The following is a 20157-nucleotide window of genomic DNA, read 5'->3' on the forward strand; positions in this document are numbered from 1 at the left end:
CGGAGACATTTCATGGCTTTATGGTTCGACCGCCTGCGCGGCCGAGGGCACAGTGCTGCGCCGGAGCAAAAGGCGCAAGCCACGGGCTTTATCACGCTGATGCGGCAGCAATCGGCCAAATGGTCGGGTAGAGATTTCGCCGCCCACGCCAAACTCGGCATGATGGCAAACCCGATCGCCTATCGGGCGGTGCGCCTGATCGCGGAAAGCGTGTCACGGGTGCCGCTTGAACTGGTGCAACATGACAAGAAACTGGCGGATCATCCCGCACTCACGCTGCTCAAGCGCCCAAATGGCGAGACGAGCTGGCCCGATTTTGTGGAAGAACTGACCACCTATCTGCTGCTGGCCGGCAGCGCCTATGTGGAGATGGTGCGGGTGGATGATCACGCGCAACTCTTTGTGCTGCGGCCAGATCGTGTGACCCCGCTGATTGGCAAGGATGGCTGGGTGAACGGCTATCTCTATGAAGTGGATGGTCATAAGCGCAAGATCAAGCTGGATGGCGCACACGGACGCACCTTGCTGCATTTGAAGCAGTTGCATCCTCTGAGTGACCATGCTGGCTTGCCACCCGCCGCCGCCGCGATGCAGGCGATTGAAACCCACAATACCGCGTGCGACTGGCACAAGGCGCTGCTCGACAATGCGGCGCGTCCGTCTGGCGCGCTGGTCTACAACGCGCAAAACGGCAATCTGAGCGACGAGCAATTTGCGCGGCTCAAACGCGAACTGGCTGACGGCTTTCAGGGCGCGGCGAATGCCGGTCGCCCGATGGTGTTGGAAGGTGGGTTGGACTGGAAGTCTATCGGCTATTCGCCCCGCGATATGGATTTTCTGGCCGCAAAGGACAGCGCCGCGCGCGACATTGCCACAGCCTTCGGCGTGCCGCCCATGATGTTGTGCTTACCTGGTGACAACACCTACGCCAATTATCGCGAGGCCAACCGCGCATTTTGGCGGCAAACCATTATCCCGCTTTTGACGCGGCTGAGCGCCGCGTTGGGGCCATGGCTGAGCGAACACTACCAGGAGCCATTTGAAATCATCCCGGACTTCGACTCTGTCGAGGCCATCGCCAATGAGCGCTTGGGCCGCTGGACGCAGATTGACGGGCTGAACGCGCTGACCGATCGGGAAAAGCGCGAACTGATGGGCTTTCGCCCACAAAAAACACGAAGGGGAGGACAATGAGTGAACTCACATCAACCATCATTGAACGTGGTGATCTGGCGCATTTAGCGCTTTTTTTATGGGCAAGCGGTGCCTCGACATTGCTGGTGTGGAACATGCGGCAACTGGCCGATGCCCACCGGCGGTTCAACATGTTTGTGCAGGAAATCGCAGCCCTGAATCGACTTTTCAGAAACGGGAGCTAAATATGCGTTTTTTAGAGACATTTTTTAATTCATTTAGGCGCCAGCGGGTGCGCGGCGAAGAGGCGCAACAGATTTTCCGCCAATTTGCCCAAACCCTGATGGTCATCAAATCGCGCCGCCAATCGCCCCGCTTGCGCAAGGCGGCAAGCCATTGAACGCCACCATTATGATTGATGCCAATGGCCGGTTTGAAGGCTATGCCAGCCTGTTTGGCAAGATCGATCAGGGCGGTGACGTGGTCATGCCCGGCGCCTTCGCCAAAAGCCTTAAAAAACGACCGGCCCGCCAAATCCGCATGCTGTTTCAACATGATCCAAAGGAGCCCATCGGGCGCTGGTTGGATGTGTGGGAAACAGATATCGGCTTGAAAGTGCGCGGGGAACTAACCGCCACGGTGCCCCGCGCTGACGCACTGGCCGCGCTGATCGAGCATGGCAGCATTGATGGGCTGTCCATTGGCTTTCGCACCGTCAGGGCCGCCCGGGCGCAAGCGGCAAAGCCGCGGCGACTGCTGGATGTCGATCTTTGGGAAATCTCAATCGTGACCTTTCCCATGCTGGGCAGCGCCCGCATCCAGCCCCCAAAACTTGCGCGGCAATTGCGCCGGGCCAGTCAACTTTTTGCCTCCAACACCTAAAGGATGATCAATGAAGAACAATTCCACCCCGGAACTTGAAATCAAAGCCCATACAGGCGGCGCAGATGATGGATCTGTGAGCGCCATGTTTGACGAATTTATGGGTGCCTTTGAAGAGTTTAAGTCCACCAATGATGAGCGGTTGAGCGCGCTGGAAAAACAGCGGGAAGATGCACTATTTGACCAAAAACTGGACCGATTGAACGCGGCAATGGACAGCCAGAAACAGGCCATGGACCGCATGGTGGCCAAGAATATGCGGCCCGCTCTGGGCGGCGAGAACACCGCTTTGGGCTTGGATGGCGAGTATAAGGACGCCTTTTCTGCCTATGTACGCAAGGGCGAAGAGAAGTCGCTCTCGATCGGCTCAAACCCGGATGGGGGCTATCTGGTGCCAGACGAAACCGATGGTGAAATTACCCGTCGTTTGACGGCCATTTCCCCGATCCGTGCCATAGCCAGCGTGCGGCAAGTCTCGTCAGCGATCTACAAAAAGCCCGTCTCCATCACCGGGCCGGCCGTGGGCTGGGTGGGCGAAAGTGATGCACGCCCTGAAACCAACAGCCAAACCCTGGCCGAAATTGAGTTTCCGACCACTGAGCTTTATGCGATGCCTGCCGCCACAGCGAGCTTTCTGGATGACGCGGCGGTGGATGTGGAGCGCTGGATTGCCGATGAGGTGGAAACGGCTTTCGCTGAGCAAGAAACCACGGCCTTTATCACCGGCAATGGCGTGAAGAAGCCCACTGGCTTTTTGTCCGCCCCGCAAGTGGCAGAGACGAGCTGGAGCTGGGGCAACCTTGGCTACAATGTGACCGGCGTTTCTGGTGATCTGCCCGCTGCGGATGAAAGCGATGTGCTGATTGATCTCGTCTATACCCTCAAAGCGGGCTATCGCCAGAATGCGAGCTGGTTGATGAACCGCATCACCCAGGCCGCCTTGCGCAAGTTGAAAGATGCCGATGGCAATTATTTGTGGCAACCCGCCACACAGCCAGGCGGCAACGCCAACTTTATGGGCTTCAATCTGGTGGAAGCCGAAGATATGCCGGATATTGCGGCAGATTCTACCCCGATTGCCTTTGGTGATTTCCGCCGCGGCTATCTGATCGTTGACCGCCAGGGGGTCAATGTGATCCGTGACCCATATTCCGCCAAGCCCTATGTGTTGTTCTACACCACCAAGCGTGTGGGCGGTGGCGTGCATGATTTTGATGCCATCAAGCTCCTGAAGTTTGGCACCTCCTAAGCGCAAGAATACGCCTTTCCCTCCCAAACTGGCCGGTCTTCGGACCGGCCTTTTTTATTTCCGAAAGAAGGGGCGACATGACCTCCATTTTAGTTGCTGGCCCGGCGGTTGAGCCGCTCAGCGTGGCCGAAACAAAATCTTATTTGCGGCTGGACCATGCTGATGATGATGCGCTGATCGCCACCCTGATCGCGGCGGCGCGCAGCCACATTGAAAGCGTGACCCGCAAAGCAATGATCACCCAGCGATGGAAGTGGGTGAGCGATGTTTGGCCCGGACACGGCATTACGCTGCCGATTGCGCCTTTTCAGGCGCTCGAAAGCATCAGCCTGTTTGATGATCCGGGCACCGAAACCATCTGGCCCCTGGCGGAAGTGAAACAGAACAAGCAAAGCGGTAAATGCACGGTTTTTCTGGCACCTACCAGCACAAGTGTGCCGCGCTTGCGCGATTATGATGCGGTCGAAATCACCTATCGAACGGGCTTTGGCGATGCAGCCGGTAATGTGCCGGAAGATCTGCGCCTCGCCATGCTGCGGCTGATCGGCCACTGGTATGAGCACCGCGAAGCGGTGGTCACGGCAGGTAGTGGCGCGGTGATCCCAACCCAATTTGATCTTTTGATCAGCAAATATTGCGAGGTGCGCCTATGAGTACTTTGCGCAAACAGCCGAGCCTCGCCAGCTTGCGCAATCGGGTGCTTTTGTGGCGCCTCATTGACACTCCAGATGCGGCAGGTGGCACTGATTTTACACTGAACAGTCTGGGCCAGAGTTGGGCGCGGATTGAGGTGAGCGGCAATGGTTCAGGCGCAGGCGCGGGCAAATCGCGGGCAGCACAGTTTGAATTTACCCTGCGCCATGACCCGCAGCTGGCCAATGGCGACCTGATCGAGTGGCAGGGCGCACATTATCAGATTGAACACATCGAAAATCTGAATAGGCGTAACGCCTATCTGATCTGCACCGCCACCCATATTGAAATGGAGGGCGCGCATTATGGCTGACTTTGCCCTTGAGCTACAGACCGAACTGGTGACGCTGCTGGCCAGTGATCCAACGCTGACCAATCTGATTGGCAGCGGCAAGATCGTGGACGCGCCGCGTCGGGGGCAGCGACCGCCCTTTATCATCATCAAGAGCCATCAGTATTCGCCCCGCGATGCGATTGCCAGTTCGCTGTTCGATCATGAGATCGAGCTGGAATTCTGGCACGCCCGCAGCGCACGGCAATTGGGATTTCAGGTGGCCGAACGGGTGGTAGAGCTGTTTCTCACGCACGATTTTGGAAGCAGCTTTCGCGCGGTGCGGCAAAACCATCGGCACACCAAAACAAGCATCGAACCGCGCACCGGCTGGGTCAAAACCCTGATCGGCCTGCGCATCACATTAGAGCCACTAAGCTAGACATAAGAGGATCATATGGGCGCACAAAGCGGCAAGGACATGCTGTTGAAGCTGGACGAATCCGGCAGCGGCAGCTTTATCACCGTGGCGGGCATACGTTCGCGACAATTGGCATTTAATGCCCAGACCATCGACACCACAGACAGCCAATCTGCCGGGCAATGGCGGGAACTGTTGCAAGGGGGCGGCGTTAAAACCGCGAGCCTGTCGGGCAGTGGCATTTTCAAAGATGCGCAAAGCGATGCGCGGATCCGCGAACTGTTTTTCGCGGGACAGGTGCGGGACTGGCAGGTGTTGATCCCCGATTTCGGCACTATAGAGGGCAAGTTTCAAATCACCGCGCTCGAATTTGCCGCCAACCACAATGGCGAAGTGACCTTTGATGTGGCGTTGGAAAGTGCCGGTGAAATCAGCTTTGGAGCGCTTTGATGGTCAATCCACGACGCGGCGAAATTGAGTTGATGATTGATGGCAAGCCACACACATTGTGCCTGACCCTCGGTGCGCTGGCCGAGCTGGAAGCGAAACTGCAACTCGATGATTTGAACGGGCTGGGTAAACGCTTTGAAGCCGGGCACATCAGCGCGCGCGACATGATCACGATCCTTGGCGCCGGGCTGCGCGGCGCGGGCCATGCCATCAGCGATCAGGATTTGGAAAGCTGCCACATCGAAGGCGGGGCGCTCGGCGCCGCCAAGGCCGTAGCGCAACTGTTGCACCTTACATTCGCGGCCCCGCTGGACCAATAGATGGCACCTTCACCCTTTCCCTGGACCGAGTTTGCCCAGATTGGCTTTGGCCTGTTGCGCCTGTCGCCAGCGGCGTTTTGGGCGGCGAGCCCGCGTGAACTGGCGCTGGCGGTGGAGGCCAAGCACAAAACGCTGGGTCATGCCGCGCCGCTGGAGCGGCAGAAGCTGGCCGAACTAATGGCCGATTTTCCTGATGGAGACAGACATGAATCTTGATGAATTAAACGAGCTTACAGGTGAGTCGGGCAAGTTGGACGACTTAAATACTGACCTGGAGCGCATCAAAGAATTGGCTAAAAGCGTAGGCGACACCATCACCGACGCCTTCACCCAGGCGCTGGTGAATGGCAAATCGCTCAAAAGCCTGTTGACGGATATTGCCAAAGCCTTTGCTCAAATTGCCGTTAAGGCGGCATTGCAACCCGTGGGCAACATGATCACCGGCTTTGTGACCGACCTGTTTAAGGGCACAAACAGTGCAAACCCCAAAGTAGAGCCTTTTGCCAAAGGGGGCGTTTTGAACGCCCCGACCTTCTTTCCCATGCAAGGCAATATTGGGCTGGCGGGCGAGGCGGGGCCGGAAGCGATCCTGCCCCTGAAGCGCAATAGCCGCGGGCAACTGGGCGTCGCCAGCGATGCGGGACAGGCGCCGATCATGATCTCCATGACCGTCAACACCAACAATGCGCATAGCTTTGCCCAGGCGGAAGCTGAGATTTCTGCCGGGTTGCTGGGTGCGATCAAGAGGGGGCAACGGGCAAGCTAATGGCATTTCATCATATACGTTTCCCCATCAATATTGCGCTGGGCGCGCGGGGCGGGCCGCAATGGTCGACCGATATTGTGTCGCTGGTGTCGGGTGCTGAAGAGCGCAACACGCGCTGGGCGCAGTCGCGGCGAAAATATAATGCAGGATATGGCGTAAAAAGCGCGGCGGATATGCGCCAGATCCTCAGCTTTTTTGAAGAGCGGCGCGGGCGCTTTCACGGGTTTTTGTTTCGTGATCCGTTGGATCATAGTTCCAACCAGGAGACGGTAACCCCCTACGATCAGGATTTGGGTTTTGGCGATGGCAGCCAGACTAACTTTCAACTGATCAAGCATTATGGCAGTGCGTTTGATCCTTATGAACGGCAAATCAAAAAGCCCGTTGCCGACAGCGTACGCGTGGCCGTGAATGGCAGCGAACTGGCTCCTGGCGCAGATTTCACGGTGGACGACACCACTGGATTGCTGAGCTTTGCCAGCGCCCCTTCATCCGGCGCCAGCCTCACCGCAGGTTTTGAGTTTGATGTGCCGGTACGGTTCGACACCGACCATCTGGATGTCGAACTGTCCAGCTTCGATGCCGGGCTGATCCCTTCCATTCCTTTGATTGAGATTCTGACGTGAGACAATTTTCACCGGCGTTCGACGCTCATTTAAAAAGTGGGGCCACGAGCCTGTGCAATTGCTGGCTGCTGACCCTGCGCAACGAACAGCAATTGGGCTTTACCGACCATGATCAACAGATCGCGTTCGATGGCCATGTGTTTGAGCCCAAAGCGGGGTTTCAACCCAGTGCCATGACCGACAAGCGCAACGAAGCAGTCGACACTGCAGAGGTGCTTGGCTTTGTGGATGATGAGAGACTGACCGAGCAAATGCTGCGGGCAGGGCTGCTGGCCAATGCCCAGGTCGATTGGTGGTGGGTGAATTGGCGTAAGCCAGAAGAGCGCCATTTGATGCGGCGCGACTATATTGGTGAAATCAAGCAGGTGGACAATCGGTTCGAAGCTGAATTGCGTTCGCACCATGCCAAATTGAACCAAAAACGCGGGCGCATCTATCAACGCCATTGTGACGCGCAATTTGGCGATGGACGTTGCGGCATTGATGCTAACTCCGCCAGCTTTTCCGGCACGGTGACCGTGACGGCCATCGCCGAAGACGGCACGATAACGGTGACGGGGCTGGAGGCGCGCGCGGAGGGCTGGGCCAGCAAAGGCACCATGCACTGGCAAAGTGGAGCCTACAAGAACGACCGCGTCAGCATCGCACAGCACGCCCGCACTTCGGGCGAAGATGTACTCACCCTATCGCATATCAAGCCCGAACTGATCGAAGTGGGCGATATGGCACGGGTGATTATTGGCTGCGACAAGCAATTTTCTACCTGCCGTGACAAGTTCAACAATAGCGCTAATTTTCAGGGTTTTCCGCATATTCCAGGCGATGATTTTGTGCTGCGCTATCCGCGCCCCGGTGATGATTTGAGTGGCGGGGTGCTGTTCAAATGATTGAATCCGAAAAGGTGGTGGCCGCCGCAAAAGAGTGGTTGGGTACGCCCTATTTGCATCAAGCTGCAAAGAAGAATCTGGGCTGTGATTGCCTTGGTCTGATTTTGGGCGTTGGCCGCGAACTGGGTGTCGATTTGCCCAGAACAGTGCCGCCCTATTCAGCCAGTTGGCGCGACCCGCAAGCAGGCACTTTGTTGCAGGATCGGGCCGACCATTATTTGCAGCGACAAGGTGACAGAACTCCGCGTGCTGGCGATGTTTTGCTGTTTCGCATGCGGCGCGATTTGCCCGCCAAACATTGCGCCATTCTGATTGCACCCGACCAGATGATCCACGCGCAAGAGGGCGCAGGCACAATTCAGCTGGCCTTTGATGCGCCATGGCAGCGTCGGTTGGTGGCGCACTACACCTTCCCGAATTGAGGATATTCTTTTGGCAACTTTATTACTTTCAGTTGGCGGGCAGGCCCTTGGCGCCGCGCTGGGCGGACCTGTGGGCGCGACCATCGGGCGGGCCCTGGGCGCGCAGGCGGGCAGCGCCATCGACAATCAGCTATTTGGGGAGGACGCTCCAGCGCCTAACGGCGCGGTGCGGCTTTTGGGATCGCGTGAAGGCACGGCCATATCCCGCCTTTACGGCTGGTCACGTCTTTCGGGCAATATTATTTGGGCCACAGAATTGGAGCGCCGGACCGCGGCGAGCAGCGGGGCGAAATCTGCCTCGAACCAGCAGGATGATGAGACCTATGTGGTCAATCTAGCGGTGGGTTTTTGCGAGGGCGAGGTGGCCCATCTGGGCCGCATGTGGGCTGATGGGCAATTGCTCGATACGCGCAATCTGACCTATCGCTTTCACAAAGGCAGCGCAGACCAGATGCCAGATAGTCTGATTGCGGCGATGCAGGGCGCCGACAATTGCCCTGCCTATCGTGGTCTTTGCTATATCGTGTTTGAAAATCTGGATATCGGCCAGTTTGGTAATCGCATTCCGCAGATTTCGGTTGAATTGTGTCGTCCTGTTGGGGATTTAGAGCAAAATCTGCGTGCGGTTTGCGTGATCCCCGGCTCAACCGAGTTTGGATATGATCCTTCACCGCGTGTGCGCTTGCTAGGATATGGCGAAACCAAAACAGAAAATGCGCACCAACAGGTGGGAAAATCAGACTGGGATGTCTCCATTAATGAGCTTAGCGCGCTATGCCCAAACCTGAAGCATGTGGCGCTGGTGATAAGCTGGTTTGGGGATGATCTGCGTTGCGGTGAGTGTAAAGTCGCCCCCCGCGTGGTTGACCATGGTCGGAATCTGAAGGATGTGAACTGGGAAGTGACCGGTTTGGATCGCCAGTCGGCAAATGTGGTGAGCCTGAGCAATGACGGTCCTGCCTATGGTGGTACGCCCTCTGATCAATCCATTATTGATGCCATCCATGATCTGCATAGTCGCGGCATCAAGGTGACGCTTTACCCTTTGATGATGATGGATATCCCGGCAGACAATGAGCTGCCCGATCCCTATGGCAACATTTATCAACCGCCTTACCCATGGCGTGGCCGAGTGACTGTAAATCCCACGATCGGCCGGCCTTCAAGCGCGGATCAGACTGCGGCTGCCGCAAGCCAAATTTCGCAATTTATGGGCCTTTGCCAGCCCGCAGACTTTACAGTCAGCAATGGAGTGCCCCTTTATAATGGACCAAGCGAATGGCGCTATCGTCGATATGTGCTGCAATACGCCAACCTCGCCCGCGCCGCTGGTGGCGTCGACGCCATGATGATCGGTGCGGAAATGCCGGGCTTGAGTTTCGTTCGTGACGGCAGCAAGAGCTTTCCCTTTGTGCAGGCCCTGAAACAACTCGCGGGCGATGTGCGTCAAATTGTGGGCGTAAGCTGCAAAATCACTTATGGTGCTGATTGGAGCGAATATCACGGCTATCAACCCGCAGATGAGCCGGGCGGCAAATATTTTCATCTCGACCCGCTTTGGGCCGATCCCAATATCGATGCGGTGGGTATCGACAATTATATGCCGCTTACCGATTGGCGAGAGCACTCAGATCATCCTGATGGTCAGGTATCCCGGCACGAAAAAGATCTGAATTATCTCGCCAAAAATATTTATGGCGGGGAGGGGTATGATTGGTATTATGCCTCGCCGCAGGACCGCGCAGCGCAAATCCGCACACCCATTACAGATGGTGTCGCCTCACAAGATTGGGTCTGGCGCTATAAAGACGTAAAATCCTGGTGGTCCAATCCCCATCATAATCGGCCCAACGGTGTCATTGACGGAACTGCCACGCCGTGGGTGCCTGAAAGCAAGCCCATTTGGTTTACTGAGCTTGGCTGCGGGGCGGTACATTTTGGGGGCAATCAGCCAAATGCCTTTCCTGACCCGAAGAGCGTTGAGAACAAGCAACCCTATTTCTCAGAAGGGACGACGGATTCTGCGATGCAGCGGCAATGCTTGCGGGCTCATCTTAGTCGCTGGCAAAACGGGGATGAAGTCCACAATCCGATGTCCGGCCAATATGGCGGCCCCATGCTGGATGCAGAGCGCATTTATTTTTGGGCTTGGGATGCCCGTCCATATCCCGCCTTTCCAATACTGACCCATGAGTGGTCTGATGGCGATGCCTACTTTACAGGTCATTGGCTGAACGGGCGTCTCGGTGGGGCAACCATTGACGAAATGGCAAAAGCGATTACGGCGGAGGCTGGCATTGACATTGATGTGGACGTGACCTCGCAATTGTTGATCGAGGGGCAGCTGACCAGCGCAAATGCCAGCCCACGCGAGGAGCTTGCCGGCCTGTTGACTTGCGAAAACTATTATATTGACGACCGGGCTGGCCGCCTCACATTGACCGCACCGCGCAGCCACCAGCCCGCTCAGATTGAGGCCGAGAAATTGGTGGCCAACAAGGATCGGGCCATTGAAATAACGTTCGGCGATGATGAAGACAGTGTGCGCCGCCTCGATCTGACCTTTTTGGATCATTTGGCTGACTATGGTGCAGCCACAGCCTTTTATGATCAAAACAAGTCCGAAGGGGGCCGCGCTTACTTGAATTGGCCCACAACACTTGATCCGAGTGCCGCAGCTAATATCGCCAAGGCCCAGTGGCAGAATGGCCAAAATGCAAAGGCGAAATATCAGTTTGAACTCCCGCCTTCATTGGCAGCCTATTCAATCGGCGATGTTATTGAAATTGCGGGTAAAACGGATAAAGCGACAGTTGACACAACCCAGTTGGCCCACAGTCAGCGTATAACAACTTCGTTGCCGCGCAGTGCGGGCAGTAAGGGACAAGCCGCACCAGTTGCGCGTCGCGGCCGGACTCCTGAGCCCTCGCAAAGCGCACCGCTGATCATTTTGGCGCAAATGCCGAATGAAAATGCGGATGAACTGAACACAAAACTGTTCGCGGCCGCCTATGCCAAGCCCTGGCCGGGCAGTGTGCGCCTGACCGACATGCAGGGCCAAAATGTGGCTGAGATTGAAAAGCCCAACCCCATTGGCATTGTGCAAGAAGACTTCGCACCTGCCACCCATTTTGATCTATGGGATCATGCGCAAAGCCTTCTGGTCCGCATGTTAGAGGGGCATTTGAGTTCTGCAACGCCATTGGCTGTGATGCAGGGTGTGAACCGCCTCTGGGTGGAAAAGACTGACGGGAGTTGGGAACAAATCGGCTTTGCCACGGCCGAGCTTGTGGCGCCAAAGACCTACCGTTTGTCCCGATTGTTGCGTGGCCTTGGCAAAACCCAATTCGCGGCACAGCAACCAAGCGTGGCTGGCGCGCGCGTTTTGGTGCATTCAGAGGGCAAGGCGCTTTCTGTGCCCAGCGAAAAAGTCCGGACTGAGCTTGGTCTTTATGCCTATGCCGGTGCGGCAAGCGCCGAACCGATTGAAGTGGCGATCACGCCAAGCGCCAATCCCTTGCTGCCACTTGCACCGGTTCACCTGAGGGCGATGCGGGTGGCAGGTTCAAATGATATTCAAATCAGCTGGGTGCGGTGCACGCGTGCGGGCGGCGATATGTGGCAGGGGCAAGATGTGCCTATGGACACGGAAAGCCTCAGCTTTGAATTGCGTATCGGCCAAGATGAAACAACGCTGCGCACGACCCAGATAACACAACCCACATTCACCTACAGTGCCGCAACCCAAACCGCCGATTTTGGCGGTTTAGTGCACTCCGCCTGGATCGAAGTTAGCCAAATCAGCGCCATTTGGGGTGCTGGCCATCCAAAAAGGATCAATTTTAGTGACTAATACTGCAAAGCTTGGCCTGCCGCTGATCCAACCGGATCAGGCCCTTAAACATATTACCCATAATGAAGCCATATTGGGGGTGGACGCCCTGTGTCAGATCCAGCTTGAAAATATTGGCGCCAATACACCTCCGGACCCGGCTATCAATGGCAAAGCCTATGCCGTAGGCGATACGCCGACCGGAGAGTGGAGTGGACAGGGCGGTAGGATCGCGCTCTCTACGGAGGCAGGCTGGCGGTTTTATACGCCACAAGAAGGGTGGCTAGCCTGGAATTTGGCCGACAGCACGCTATATCTTTTCACTTCAGGCGCCTGGGGCGTCTTTTTTGATCATCTCACTCAGTTGCAAAATCTGCAACAATTGGGGCTTGGCGCCACTGCAGACAGTTATAACAAAATTCTCGCCAAAACCCCTTCCAGCCTGTTCTCAGCCGAATATCCTGCCGATGGCGGGTCCGGCGATACCCGAGTGACTTTGAATAAGGCGGCCAGCACCCATGCCGCACTGGTGGGCTGGCAGAACAATTGGTCTGGCCGCGCTGAAATTGGGCTGCTGAACAATGATGATCTGGCGCTGCGTCTTTCTGATGATGGCAGCACCTGGCGGACCGCCTTGGTGGGGGATCGTGAGACCGGGAAAGTCCATCTGCCGCATGGCATCTCAGGTGAGGCTCCGGGCGTGGCGCAAAAGATTTCGATTTTGCCCGATAGCGGGCGCTTTGCTGCTGAAAAGACAGGAACGGTGACAAGCTTCGCCGCGCCAGCCTATTTGAAAAATGAAAACGGCTCCACCTTCACAAGCCATGGCAAATTTCACTATGACAGCAGCACTTATGGCGGGGCAGGGTCTGCGCTGGATAGCGAGGTGCAGGCGCTGGCGGATTTACTGCGCGAAAGCTGGGCAGCGCGTTACCATCCGGAATTCTGGGTGGCCAAATGCACCGCGGCATCCAGTGGTTATTACGAGAATACCCAAAGCGGCAGTTCAAAATACCGGCAAATGGCCTATGACGGGCTATTCGGCACCCGGCAGTCGGCCTCGCTTTATGTAAAGGCCGCCAGCGGCACCTGGCTGGTGTCCGCCAGCGAATGCGATGTGCAGATTGATGGCGCGGCAGTGACCGACTATCAAACACTCACCGCTGCTGATGGCTGGGTTCATGTCGGCACACAATTTGCAGCGGCGCCTCGCCAAGCCAAGCACCAGTTTGTCGATTTGCTACCCTTTTATGCCAATACCGGCGACGAACTGCTGCTCGCGTTGCCGGCCGTCTTCAATGACCGCATTCAGATAGACCCGTTGGAAGGTCTTATCCCATCCATCTTCTCTGTCTCGTAAGGGGCGTTCATGAATCATTTTCAAACAGCACTCGCGCATATTTTTGCGCAAGAAGGGGGCTATGTGGATCATCCCCATGATCCGGGTGGGGCCACTAAATATGGCATCACGCGCGCCACCTTAGCGCGCTATCGCAATATAAAGCCCGTCTCCAACTTGCCAAAATCTGCAGTGCGCCGCATGCGCAAAACCGAAGCAACACAGATTTACTACTGCTACTATTGGCATCCCATTTTCGGTTCAAAACTGTCAGCGGGGCTGGCTTTTTGCCTGTTCGACTTCGCTGTGAATTCAGGCCCGCCGCGGGCTATCAAGACGCTGCAAAACGTCGTCAACGTGCCTGCTGATGGGCGCATGGGGCCGATAACTTTGGCGGCAATCAAAACCTATATCTCCATGCGGGGCGAAGCGCAGCTTATTGACCGCATTTGCGCTGCACGCCTGCGATTCTTAAAGCGTTTGCGTCATTTTTCTACCTTTGGCCGCGGTTGGCGGCGGCGGGTGGAAGCAACGCGTGCACAAGCACTTAAACTTGCTAATCGCATCCCTAATAATGAGAGGAATAAGATGATTAATCTACAAGGCTATAAGACCTATATCACTGCAGGACTGATGCTGTTGGTCGCCATTGCGCAATTGGCTGGTGTTGACGTACCTGCATTCGACACTGCCAATACTGGTCAGTTGATGATGGAAGCTTTCGCCATCATCTTTTTGCGCAAGGGGATCAAAGAAACGGCGATCAGCTAGCCGCCAAGACGCGTTCATTTTGTGTTCAGCTTCTGACTGTTAATAAGGAGCCATGACACAGAACAGACTCTTCAACCGCATCGCGACGGCTCTTTTGGTGGCCGTTGCACTGATCACGATACCCACGGCACAGGCGCAAAATGCAGGCTGCACCGTGGACCGCATGGTGATCAATCAGGCGGTGCAAAACGGTGAAATTCAATCATTTGTGCAAATCAAAAAACAGATTAAGCTGAAACGTGGCGACCGGGTGCTGCGAGCTGAACTGTGTATGCGGCCGCAAGGTCCGGTTTACGCGCTGACCATTGTCAACGACAATGGCATGGAACGCCGTTTGGATGTAAATGCGGTCGACGGCACAATAATTCGGTAAATTGGGGTCAAGATTATGCGCGTGTTGGTGGTTGAAGATGATCCGGATCTAAATAAGCAATTGTGTGAGGCTTTGGAAGAAGCCGATTATGTGGTCGACAAAGCCTTTGATGGCGAAGAGGGGCACTTTCTGGGCGACACTGAACCCTATGATGCTGTGGTTCTGGATATCGGCTTACCCGTAAAAGACGGCATATCCATCTTAGAAGACTGGCGCCGGGAAGGGCGCAATATGCCGGTTTTGCTGCTCACCGCCCGAGATCGCTGGAGCGACAAGGTGCAAGGCATTGATGCAGGCGCTGATGATTATGTCGCCAAGCCTTTCCATATGGAGGAAGTGCTGGCACGGCTGCGAGCACTGGTACGTCGCGCGGCCGGTCATGCCTCTAACGCGATAGAGATCGGGCCGTTACGTCTCGACATCGGGGCGAGCAAAGTGACCCTCAACGGTTCTGCCATTAAACTCACCTCTCATGAATATCGCTTGTTGTCCTACATGATGCATCATAATGGCAAAGTGATTTCACGCACCGAACTGACCGAACATCTTTATGATCAGGACTTTGACCGTGACTCCAATACGATTGAAGTGTTTGTGGGTCGGTTGCGCAAAAAGCTCCCGGATGGCCTGATCGAGACCGTGCGCGGCCTGGGCTATAAGCTGTCGGCTGAATGACCAAAAGGTTCTCCATTTTTACGCGGATTTTTGTGGCCACGGCGATTTGTCTGGTCATCGGTCTGGGGGCTACCGCTTGGGCTTTGTCATTGGTTTATGCCCGCGCGCTTGAGCGCAATATCGACAATGTGATCGAGAGCCAATCAGATCAATTGATCGGGTCTATTCTTGATGAGGAAGAACCGGAAGACTGGTCGTTTCAGAATATCGATCCGCGCTATCAGGAGTTGGGCAGCGGTTGGTATTGGCAAATTACCGATATAAACGGCTCACCATTGGCCACGTCACCATCCACCTTTGGTGTCGACTTGCCTGACCTTAAAATTCCCTTCGATGATCAAAACCGACGACGGGCCGATCTGCGCGATGCAGATGGTATTTTGCAGCGTGTGTCTGAACGCAAACTCTTCACCCAACATGGCGATTACCGTGTATTGGTGACCGCAAATTGGGATGAGTTAAACGCCGACGTGGCCCTTTTCCGCAACCAGACCATCCTGGCGTTGACGGCAGTGGGCATTGTATTGGCACTGCTGGCGGCGTTGATCGCGCGCGTTTCCCTTGGGCCAATGAAAGAGTTGCGAGATGAAATTGGATTGGTCAAAGATGGCAAAGCCGAGCAGATTGAAGGTGTTTACCCGCCAGAAATGGCGCCGGTCAAAGACGAATTGAATGCGCTGCTGTCCACAAACCGCGAAATTGTACGTCAGGCGCAAAATCATGTCGGCAATCTGGCCCATGGGTTAAAGACGCCGCTGGCCGTGTTGCGCAATGAAGCCCGAGCAAAAGACGAAATTGAAAGCAAAATGGTACGCACGCAATTGCAGCGGATGGAGGAAATTGTCCAACGCTATTTGCAGCGGGCGCAAATGGCCGCGCGTTCACAGATACAAACAACGCACACACCACTGGTTCCGGCGCTCGAGCGTTTACTGGGCGCGATGCGCAAGATCCACCATCCCATTCAATATCATTGGCGAAACACTGATGCGGCCGATGCGCTAAGTGTGCGCATGGATTCTGGCGATCTTGATGAGGTTTTGGGCAATATACTGGATAATGCAGGGAAATGGGCAAAAAGCCAGGTGAGCATCAAAACAGAGTACAATCACAACCAGATCGAGATAACGATCTGCGACGATGGTGAGGGTGTTCCGCAACAGAAACTAAAAAAGATTGCCGAGCGCGGTCATAGACTGGACGAAAACACACACGGCAGTGGACTTGGTCTTGATATTGTTAAAGAACTTGTTCAACTAAGTGGTGGTCGGGTAAATTTTGAATGCCCGCAAGATTCGGGCTTGGCGGTTTGTTTGACGCTACCGTGTCGAAAAAGATGATGCGCCAATTTTGGCCGCAATTTAGAGGCAAAGGTAAGGGTATGGAAAAGCAAACACATAAAATCGCAAAAGTGGCTATTGTTCTTGGGGCGACTGCATTGATTGCTGGCTGCGCGCGCATGGATATTGGCACCAGCCGAACAACATATTCCACTGCTTCAAATGCAAGTGTTGCGGCGACACCGCCCGTGGTGAGCGCAACGCCAAGTGATGAGTTCCAATCCGGCCAAATTCTAGAATTTATCAAACCTGAGGCTGCCTCACTGCTGAGCGAAAAAGAAACCAGCGAAGCTGCGAGCGCTCAGTATTATGCGCTACAATTTGGCCGCGTTGGTGCCTTCCGTACATGGCAGGGTGACAGCGAAGCCAAAGGTGAGGTAACCGTGGGTCCCTATATCAAGGTAAATGGCCGCGATTGCCGTGAATTTACCCACACTGTCATCATCAGCGGCAAACGTTATGTTGCTACCGGTACAGCATGCCGCGCCGATAATGGCGAGTGGAAAGTCGAAACGGTCTAAAGAGCTGCCAGAAAGCGTTTATTTACAAAGCTGGTCTATGCTGAAATAGATTAGTTAGTAAAGTTGCGTTGAAATGCCCCTTGCCACGTCTCATCAGTTTGTGACGGAAGACCCTGACCCGAATGGATCGGGGCTTGATCCGTTTTATTTTTCGAGCGAGGACGAAGCCAAAGAACGCATCGCACGTTATGGATTGCTGGGTGCTGTCTTAAATCTGCTCGAGCCGGTCATGATGCGGTCAGAGCCCTTAATAAATGGCACGGCAATTGAGCGAAGAAAGCTGGAAAAGTTTTGGGTTTGGCTGGAACGGGATGGGGCACCAAAGCTGATCGAAGGGCTAAAAGCCAGCATTCTAGAAAAACCGACAAAAACTGATCATCTTGTTGTATCCGGATTCACCCAATTGGTTGCGCCGCTTGAACGCCAGTATGAAGCGGCTGAGCAAAACGAAGAAACGCGCCGTCGTTTAACAATTCAGTTGGGCGGTTATGAGGTTTATGCATCATTCCCGCTTATCCTGGCTGCGTTCAAGCATTTTGAAAAGTTGAGAGCGGCAGTCGAGTTGGCATTGCACATCCGGCAATATAATACAGAAAAAGAATTCTCAGATCTCATTGACGCTGTAGATTTGCCATCCGGCGAGGAACAAAAGCTTTGGTGTACAGCACTTGTGAATTGCATGGAGCAGCCCGACAAATTCATGCGGGGTGTGCTGGATCATTGCTATGGTGAGACCGAGCAAACGGTTAGAAAGTCGGGATATGGTCCCTATGGTGATGCCATGGTGGTCAATCTGCAGCAAATGGTCGACCAGATTGAGGACCAGGCCGGCATATATAGCGATGTGGATCTGATCTGCCTGTCGATAAGCAGGTTTCATCGCATCGCGCGTACATTGCATTATTATTTGGACCTCGGCAAATCCAGCCAGTGGAATCATTCTATCGAAATTCTGACGGGGCGCGTCTCGAAGGTATTGGAAAAGCGACTTGCGGAAGTGGTGCCACATGTCACCACTGTTCTGCATACGTCGACACAAAATGCGCATGCGCTTTTCACGACTGATAAGGTTTTGCAAGCATATAACAGCGTTTATCTTCTGGATGCGGCGCGCGGAGCGCGAGAGTCTTTGGCGGTAAACTCGATTGTTGACAAAAGCTGGACCGAGCTGGGCAAGTCGCTTGAAATCCTTTTGGAACGGGCGATGGTGGATCAGAAGGCCGCTCCGTTTGGCGATAGTTTGGCGATAGCAAAAGTCGATATTGCCATCAAGCTATGCGCTATCCGCTTTGGCGCAGAGTATGCGCAAATCATGATGAAAAAGCGGGATAATATCGAACGGCGCAAGCTGAACCCAGAAGCCATCGATCAAAAAACGCCTCAGTGATCAGGCCTCAATGGTGGCGCCTAACCGGGCAGGCAACGCTTGCCCGCCGCGCCGTTCAACGGAGACATTGAGTCCGGGACTTGCAAGGTTGCCATTGCAATGGGCCAACGTTCGTTCGCCATCAACCCGATAAATAATGCCCAACGGGCCCTCGGATTTCTCCTGCCCGGCGACGAAAATCATCTGGCCCACGCGCAGCTTTTCAGCGTTCTGTGGCACGATCTCAAAGCCTTGGCCATCGGGAATGGACTGGCTGAAATGTTGAGGGATTTGCGCGTCTAGTGCTTGGAGTGGACGGGCTGATGCAAAATATCCGTTCGCAAAGTACTGGCGCAAGGTTTGGTCGGTTGTGTGCAGTGCCCGCAAATAATAGTTTGTCGCTTCTGGAAAATCGTAGAAGGCGGTATTGCGACGGCGGAGCAATTGCGGCAGCTTATAGCGATATGCTGCCGGGCTTTCATATACCTGAGAATTGTGCTGTCGCTTGGCACCTTCACGCAGGCCTGATTGCCCCAGTCGAGACATTGCTTCAGCCACACTGGACAAGCAGTCGTTTTGAGAACTGTAGCCAGCCGCAGTGCCGACAATGGCAATATCTGCAGGACCGGCATCAGGCAAGATACGTGACGAGCGTTCATCCAACTCGCAACTTCCGCCAGCCTTGACCCAAAGTGAATTGTCTGGTTGTGGCGGGTAGCCGATGATCAACGCCTCACTTTCCACCTGAAAATGCTGATGTTGTGCATCCAAATGAGACGGGTTGAAGTGGCATTGAATTTTATCAGTTAGGGGGGCGATCGACTGCAACTGTACCGCGGAGCTCATTTTGACCCCAACGGCTTTTGCAAATTCAATGTGGCGCGAGTTGGGAGCGTCGCGTCCGTCATACGCCTTGTAGAATTCCAGCCCGGCCTCTTTCAGGTGCATCGCAAGTCGGTAGGCCCCGTTCTCCATTGTATAGAGGAGATGTTGGTCAAACTGAACCACCCCATAGGCCCAGATATCGCGAAACATTTCCTTGGCGTCGAGTACTCGGTAGGGAAGATGATTTTCCAGCGTAAAACCGTGATGATCACCTCCTGTCGCGATCACCAAATGATCAAAATGCAGCCAACTCAATTCGGTGCGCTGCTGATCGTTGTGAAATAGGCTATGTTGCAATAACAGGCTTTTGTCTCGTACATCCAACGCTTTGCTGCCGGTGAAGACGTGAACATTATCAAGTGTTTCCACTTTTTGAACCAACTCATCGATGAGAACAGCGGGATCGGTCTCGTCTTCCGATCTCCCATAATAGGCACACATGCCGCCCAGCATCTGGTCTTTTTCAAGCAGCAGCACATCATGGCCTGCTTTCGCCGCCGATATTGCCGCCTGTAGCCCGCTGATTCCTCCACCAACTACGACGGTTCGATGAACAAGACTGTTGGCGTGATTGAGGTCGAAATGGGCATTTTGACTCCAATTCAGCGCCAACGGTCCATTGCGTTGTCCGCGCATAAACCGCACAAGTCGCGACCACGCAGTGACCGGGGCCAACTCTACCTCTAAAGCATCGCCGTCATGCAGCACCAAGTCAGCGGCGAGGATAAAACTATGCCGCGAGGTTGTGTCGACATAGCGCGCAAATATTGGCAAAGTCGCGTTAAGAGCAAGACTTTCGCCCTTGGGGCCCGAAACTTCGGTGACACCATTTGCGATGAGCGCTGAATAGAGCGTGTCGCCGAAAAAAGCTTTCAGGCGCTTTCTATTGACAGTGATTTCGATTGGGCGATTGAAATCGACCAAATGACCAACT

At 54.8% G+C, this 20157-nt stretch carries 24 protein-coding genes; 22 read left to right on the plus strand and 2 right to left on the minus strand.

Annotated elements, in window-relative coordinates; all coding sequences use genetic code 11:
- Positions 1–12 precede the first annotated feature (12 nt).
- Positions 13–1194 carry a phage portal protein gene (locus L1I42_RS05455; protein ID WP_236113472.1) on the plus strand — a complete coding sequence of 394 codons (1182 nt, stop codon included), beginning with the start codon at positions 13–15 and terminating at the stop codon, positions 1192–1194.
- On the plus strand, positions 1191–1379 hold the full coding sequence (locus tag L1I42_RS05460) for a hypothetical protein (RefSeq protein WP_236113473.1): 189 nt from the start codon (positions 1191–1193) through the stop codon (positions 1377–1379). The genes L1I42_RS05455 and L1I42_RS05460 overlap by 4 nt, the downstream gene beginning before the upstream one ends.
- A 29-nt stretch (positions 1380–1408) precedes the next feature.
- On the opposite strand, the gene L1I42_RS16235 is transcribed toward L1I42_RS05460, so the two are convergent.
- Positions 1409–1531: a hypothetical protein gene (locus L1I42_RS16235; RefSeq protein WP_255768474.1), complete on the minus strand. Its 123-nt coding sequence runs from the start codon at positions 1529–1531 to the stop codon at positions 1409–1411.
- Between L1I42_RS16235 and L1I42_RS05465 the strand changes: the two genes are divergently transcribed.
- The 20 genes from L1I42_RS05465 (at position 1531) to L1I42_RS05560 (ending at position 18359) form a co-directional block, all read left to right on the plus strand.
- Positions 1531–2016: an HK97 family phage prohead protease gene (locus L1I42_RS05465; protein ID WP_236113474.1), complete on the plus strand. Its 486-nt coding sequence runs from the start codon at positions 1531–1533 to the stop codon at positions 2014–2016. The genes L1I42_RS16235 and L1I42_RS05465 overlap by 1 nt on opposite strands.
- A 10-nt stretch (positions 2017–2026) precedes the next feature.
- Positions 2027–3265 carry a phage major capsid protein gene (locus L1I42_RS05470; protein ID WP_236113475.1) on the plus strand — a complete coding sequence of 413 codons (1239 nt, stop codon included), beginning with the start codon at positions 2027–2029 and terminating at the stop codon, positions 3263–3265.
- A gap of 77 nt (positions 3266–3342) precedes the next feature.
- Positions 3343–3918: a head-tail connector protein gene (locus L1I42_RS05475; RefSeq protein WP_236113476.1), complete on the plus strand. Its 576-nt coding sequence runs from the start codon at positions 3343–3345 to the stop codon at positions 3916–3918.
- Positions 3915–4271 carry a head-tail adaptor protein gene (locus L1I42_RS05480; protein WP_236113477.1) on the plus strand — a complete coding sequence of 119 codons (357 nt, stop codon included), beginning with the start codon at positions 3915–3917 and terminating at the stop codon, positions 4269–4271. Before L1I42_RS05475 ends, L1I42_RS05480 begins: the two co-directional genes overlap by 4 nt.
- Positions 4264–4671, plus strand: coding sequence for a tail completion protein gp17 (gene gp17, locus L1I42_RS05485; protein WP_236113478.1), 408 nt, complete (start codon positions 4264–4266; stop codon positions 4669–4671). Before L1I42_RS05480 ends, gp17 begins: the two co-directional genes overlap by 8 nt.
- Before the next feature lie 15 nt (positions 4672–4686).
- Positions 4687–5100, plus strand: a complete 414-nt coding sequence (locus tag L1I42_RS05490; protein WP_236113479.1) for a phage major tail protein, TP901-1 family — start codon at positions 4687–4689, stop codon at positions 5098–5100.
- A complete protein-coding gene (locus L1I42_RS05495) occupies positions 5100–5420 on the plus strand; it encodes a gene transfer agent family protein (protein ID WP_236113480.1) in 321 nt (106 codons plus the stop codon). Before L1I42_RS05490 ends, L1I42_RS05495 begins: the two co-directional genes overlap by 1 nt.
- Positions 5421–5636 carry a rcc01693 family protein gene (locus L1I42_RS05500; RefSeq protein ID WP_236113481.1) on the plus strand — a complete coding sequence of 72 codons (216 nt, stop codon included), beginning with the start codon at positions 5421–5423 and terminating at the stop codon, positions 5634–5636.
- Positions 5626–6186: a phage tail tape measure protein gene (locus tag L1I42_RS05505; protein WP_236113482.1), complete on the plus strand. Its 561-nt coding sequence runs from the start codon at positions 5626–5628 to the stop codon at positions 6184–6186. Before L1I42_RS05500 ends, L1I42_RS05505 begins: the two co-directional genes overlap by 11 nt.
- Positions 6186–6812 (plus strand): DUF2460 domain-containing protein, encoded by a 627-nt coding sequence (locus L1I42_RS05510; RefSeq protein WP_236113483.1) that lies wholly within the window; start codon positions 6186–6188, stop codon positions 6810–6812. The genes L1I42_RS05505 and L1I42_RS05510 overlap by 1 nt, the downstream gene beginning before the upstream one ends.
- The gene (locus tag L1I42_RS05515) at positions 6809–7699 is read left to right on the plus strand and encodes a phage/gene transfer agent baseplate hub protein (protein WP_236113484.1); all 891 of its coding nucleotides are present in this window, start codon (positions 6809–6811) and stop codon (positions 7697–7699) included. Before L1I42_RS05510 ends, L1I42_RS05515 begins: the two co-directional genes overlap by 4 nt.
- Positions 7696–8121: an NlpC/P60 family protein gene (locus tag L1I42_RS05520; RefSeq protein WP_236113485.1), complete on the plus strand. Its 426-nt coding sequence runs from the start codon at positions 7696–7698 to the stop codon at positions 8119–8121. The genes L1I42_RS05515 and L1I42_RS05520 overlap by 4 nt, the downstream gene beginning before the upstream one ends.
- 10 nt (positions 8122–8131) lie before the next feature.
- The gene (locus tag L1I42_RS05525; RefSeq protein ID WP_236113486.1) at positions 8132–11974 is read left to right on the plus strand and encodes a baseplate multidomain protein megatron; all 3843 of its coding nucleotides are present in this window, start codon (positions 8132–8134) and stop codon (positions 11972–11974) included.
- On the plus strand, positions 11967–13313 hold the full coding sequence (locus tag L1I42_RS05530; RefSeq protein WP_236113487.1) for a DUF2793 domain-containing protein: 1347 nt from the start codon (positions 11967–11969) through the stop codon (positions 13311–13313). Before L1I42_RS05525 ends, L1I42_RS05530 begins: the two co-directional genes overlap by 8 nt.
- Positions 13314–13322: 9 nt before the next feature.
- Positions 13323–14063: a glycoside hydrolase family 108 protein gene (locus L1I42_RS05535; protein ID WP_236113488.1), complete on the plus strand. Its 741-nt coding sequence runs from the start codon at positions 13323–13325 to the stop codon at positions 14061–14063.
- Positions 14064–14115: 52 nt separating this feature from the next.
- The gene (locus tag L1I42_RS05540) at positions 14116–14436 is read left to right on the plus strand and encodes a PepSY domain-containing protein (protein ID WP_236113489.1); all 321 of its coding nucleotides are present in this window, start codon (positions 14116–14118) and stop codon (positions 14434–14436) included.
- A 15-nt stretch (positions 14437–14451) separates the two neighbouring features.
- Positions 14452–15111: a response regulator transcription factor gene (locus L1I42_RS05545; RefSeq protein ID WP_236113490.1), complete on the plus strand. Its 660-nt coding sequence runs from the start codon at positions 14452–14454 to the stop codon at positions 15109–15111.
- Positions 15108–16451 (plus strand): sensor histidine kinase, encoded by a 1344-nt coding sequence (locus L1I42_RS05550; protein ID WP_236113491.1) that lies wholly within the window; start codon positions 15108–15110, stop codon positions 16449–16451. The genes L1I42_RS05545 and L1I42_RS05550 overlap by 4 nt, the downstream gene beginning before the upstream one ends.
- A 41-nt stretch (positions 16452–16492) precedes the next feature.
- Entirely contained in the window at positions 16493–16972 is a 480-nt protein-coding gene (locus L1I42_RS05555; protein ID WP_236113492.1) for an RT0821/Lpp0805 family surface protein, read from the plus strand.
- A gap of 73 nt (positions 16973–17045) precedes the next feature.
- Positions 17046–18359 carry a hypothetical protein gene (locus tag L1I42_RS05560; RefSeq protein ID WP_236113493.1) on the plus strand — a complete coding sequence of 438 codons (1314 nt, stop codon included), beginning with the start codon at positions 17046–17048 and terminating at the stop codon, positions 18357–18359.
- Here L1I42_RS05560 and L1I42_RS05565 read toward each other — a convergent pair whose 3' ends face one another.
- Complete coding sequence (locus L1I42_RS05565) at positions 18360–19859, minus strand: FAD-dependent oxidoreductase (RefSeq protein ID WP_236113494.1); 1500 nt, start codon at positions 19857–19859, stop codon at positions 18360–18362.
- Positions 19860–20157: the final 298 nt, after the last annotated feature.

The sequence above is a fragment of the Maritalea mediterranea genome, from assembly GCF_021568695.1.
Taxonomy (GTDB): domain Bacteria; phylum Pseudomonadota; class Alphaproteobacteria; order Rhizobiales; family Devosiaceae; genus Maritalea; species Maritalea mediterranea.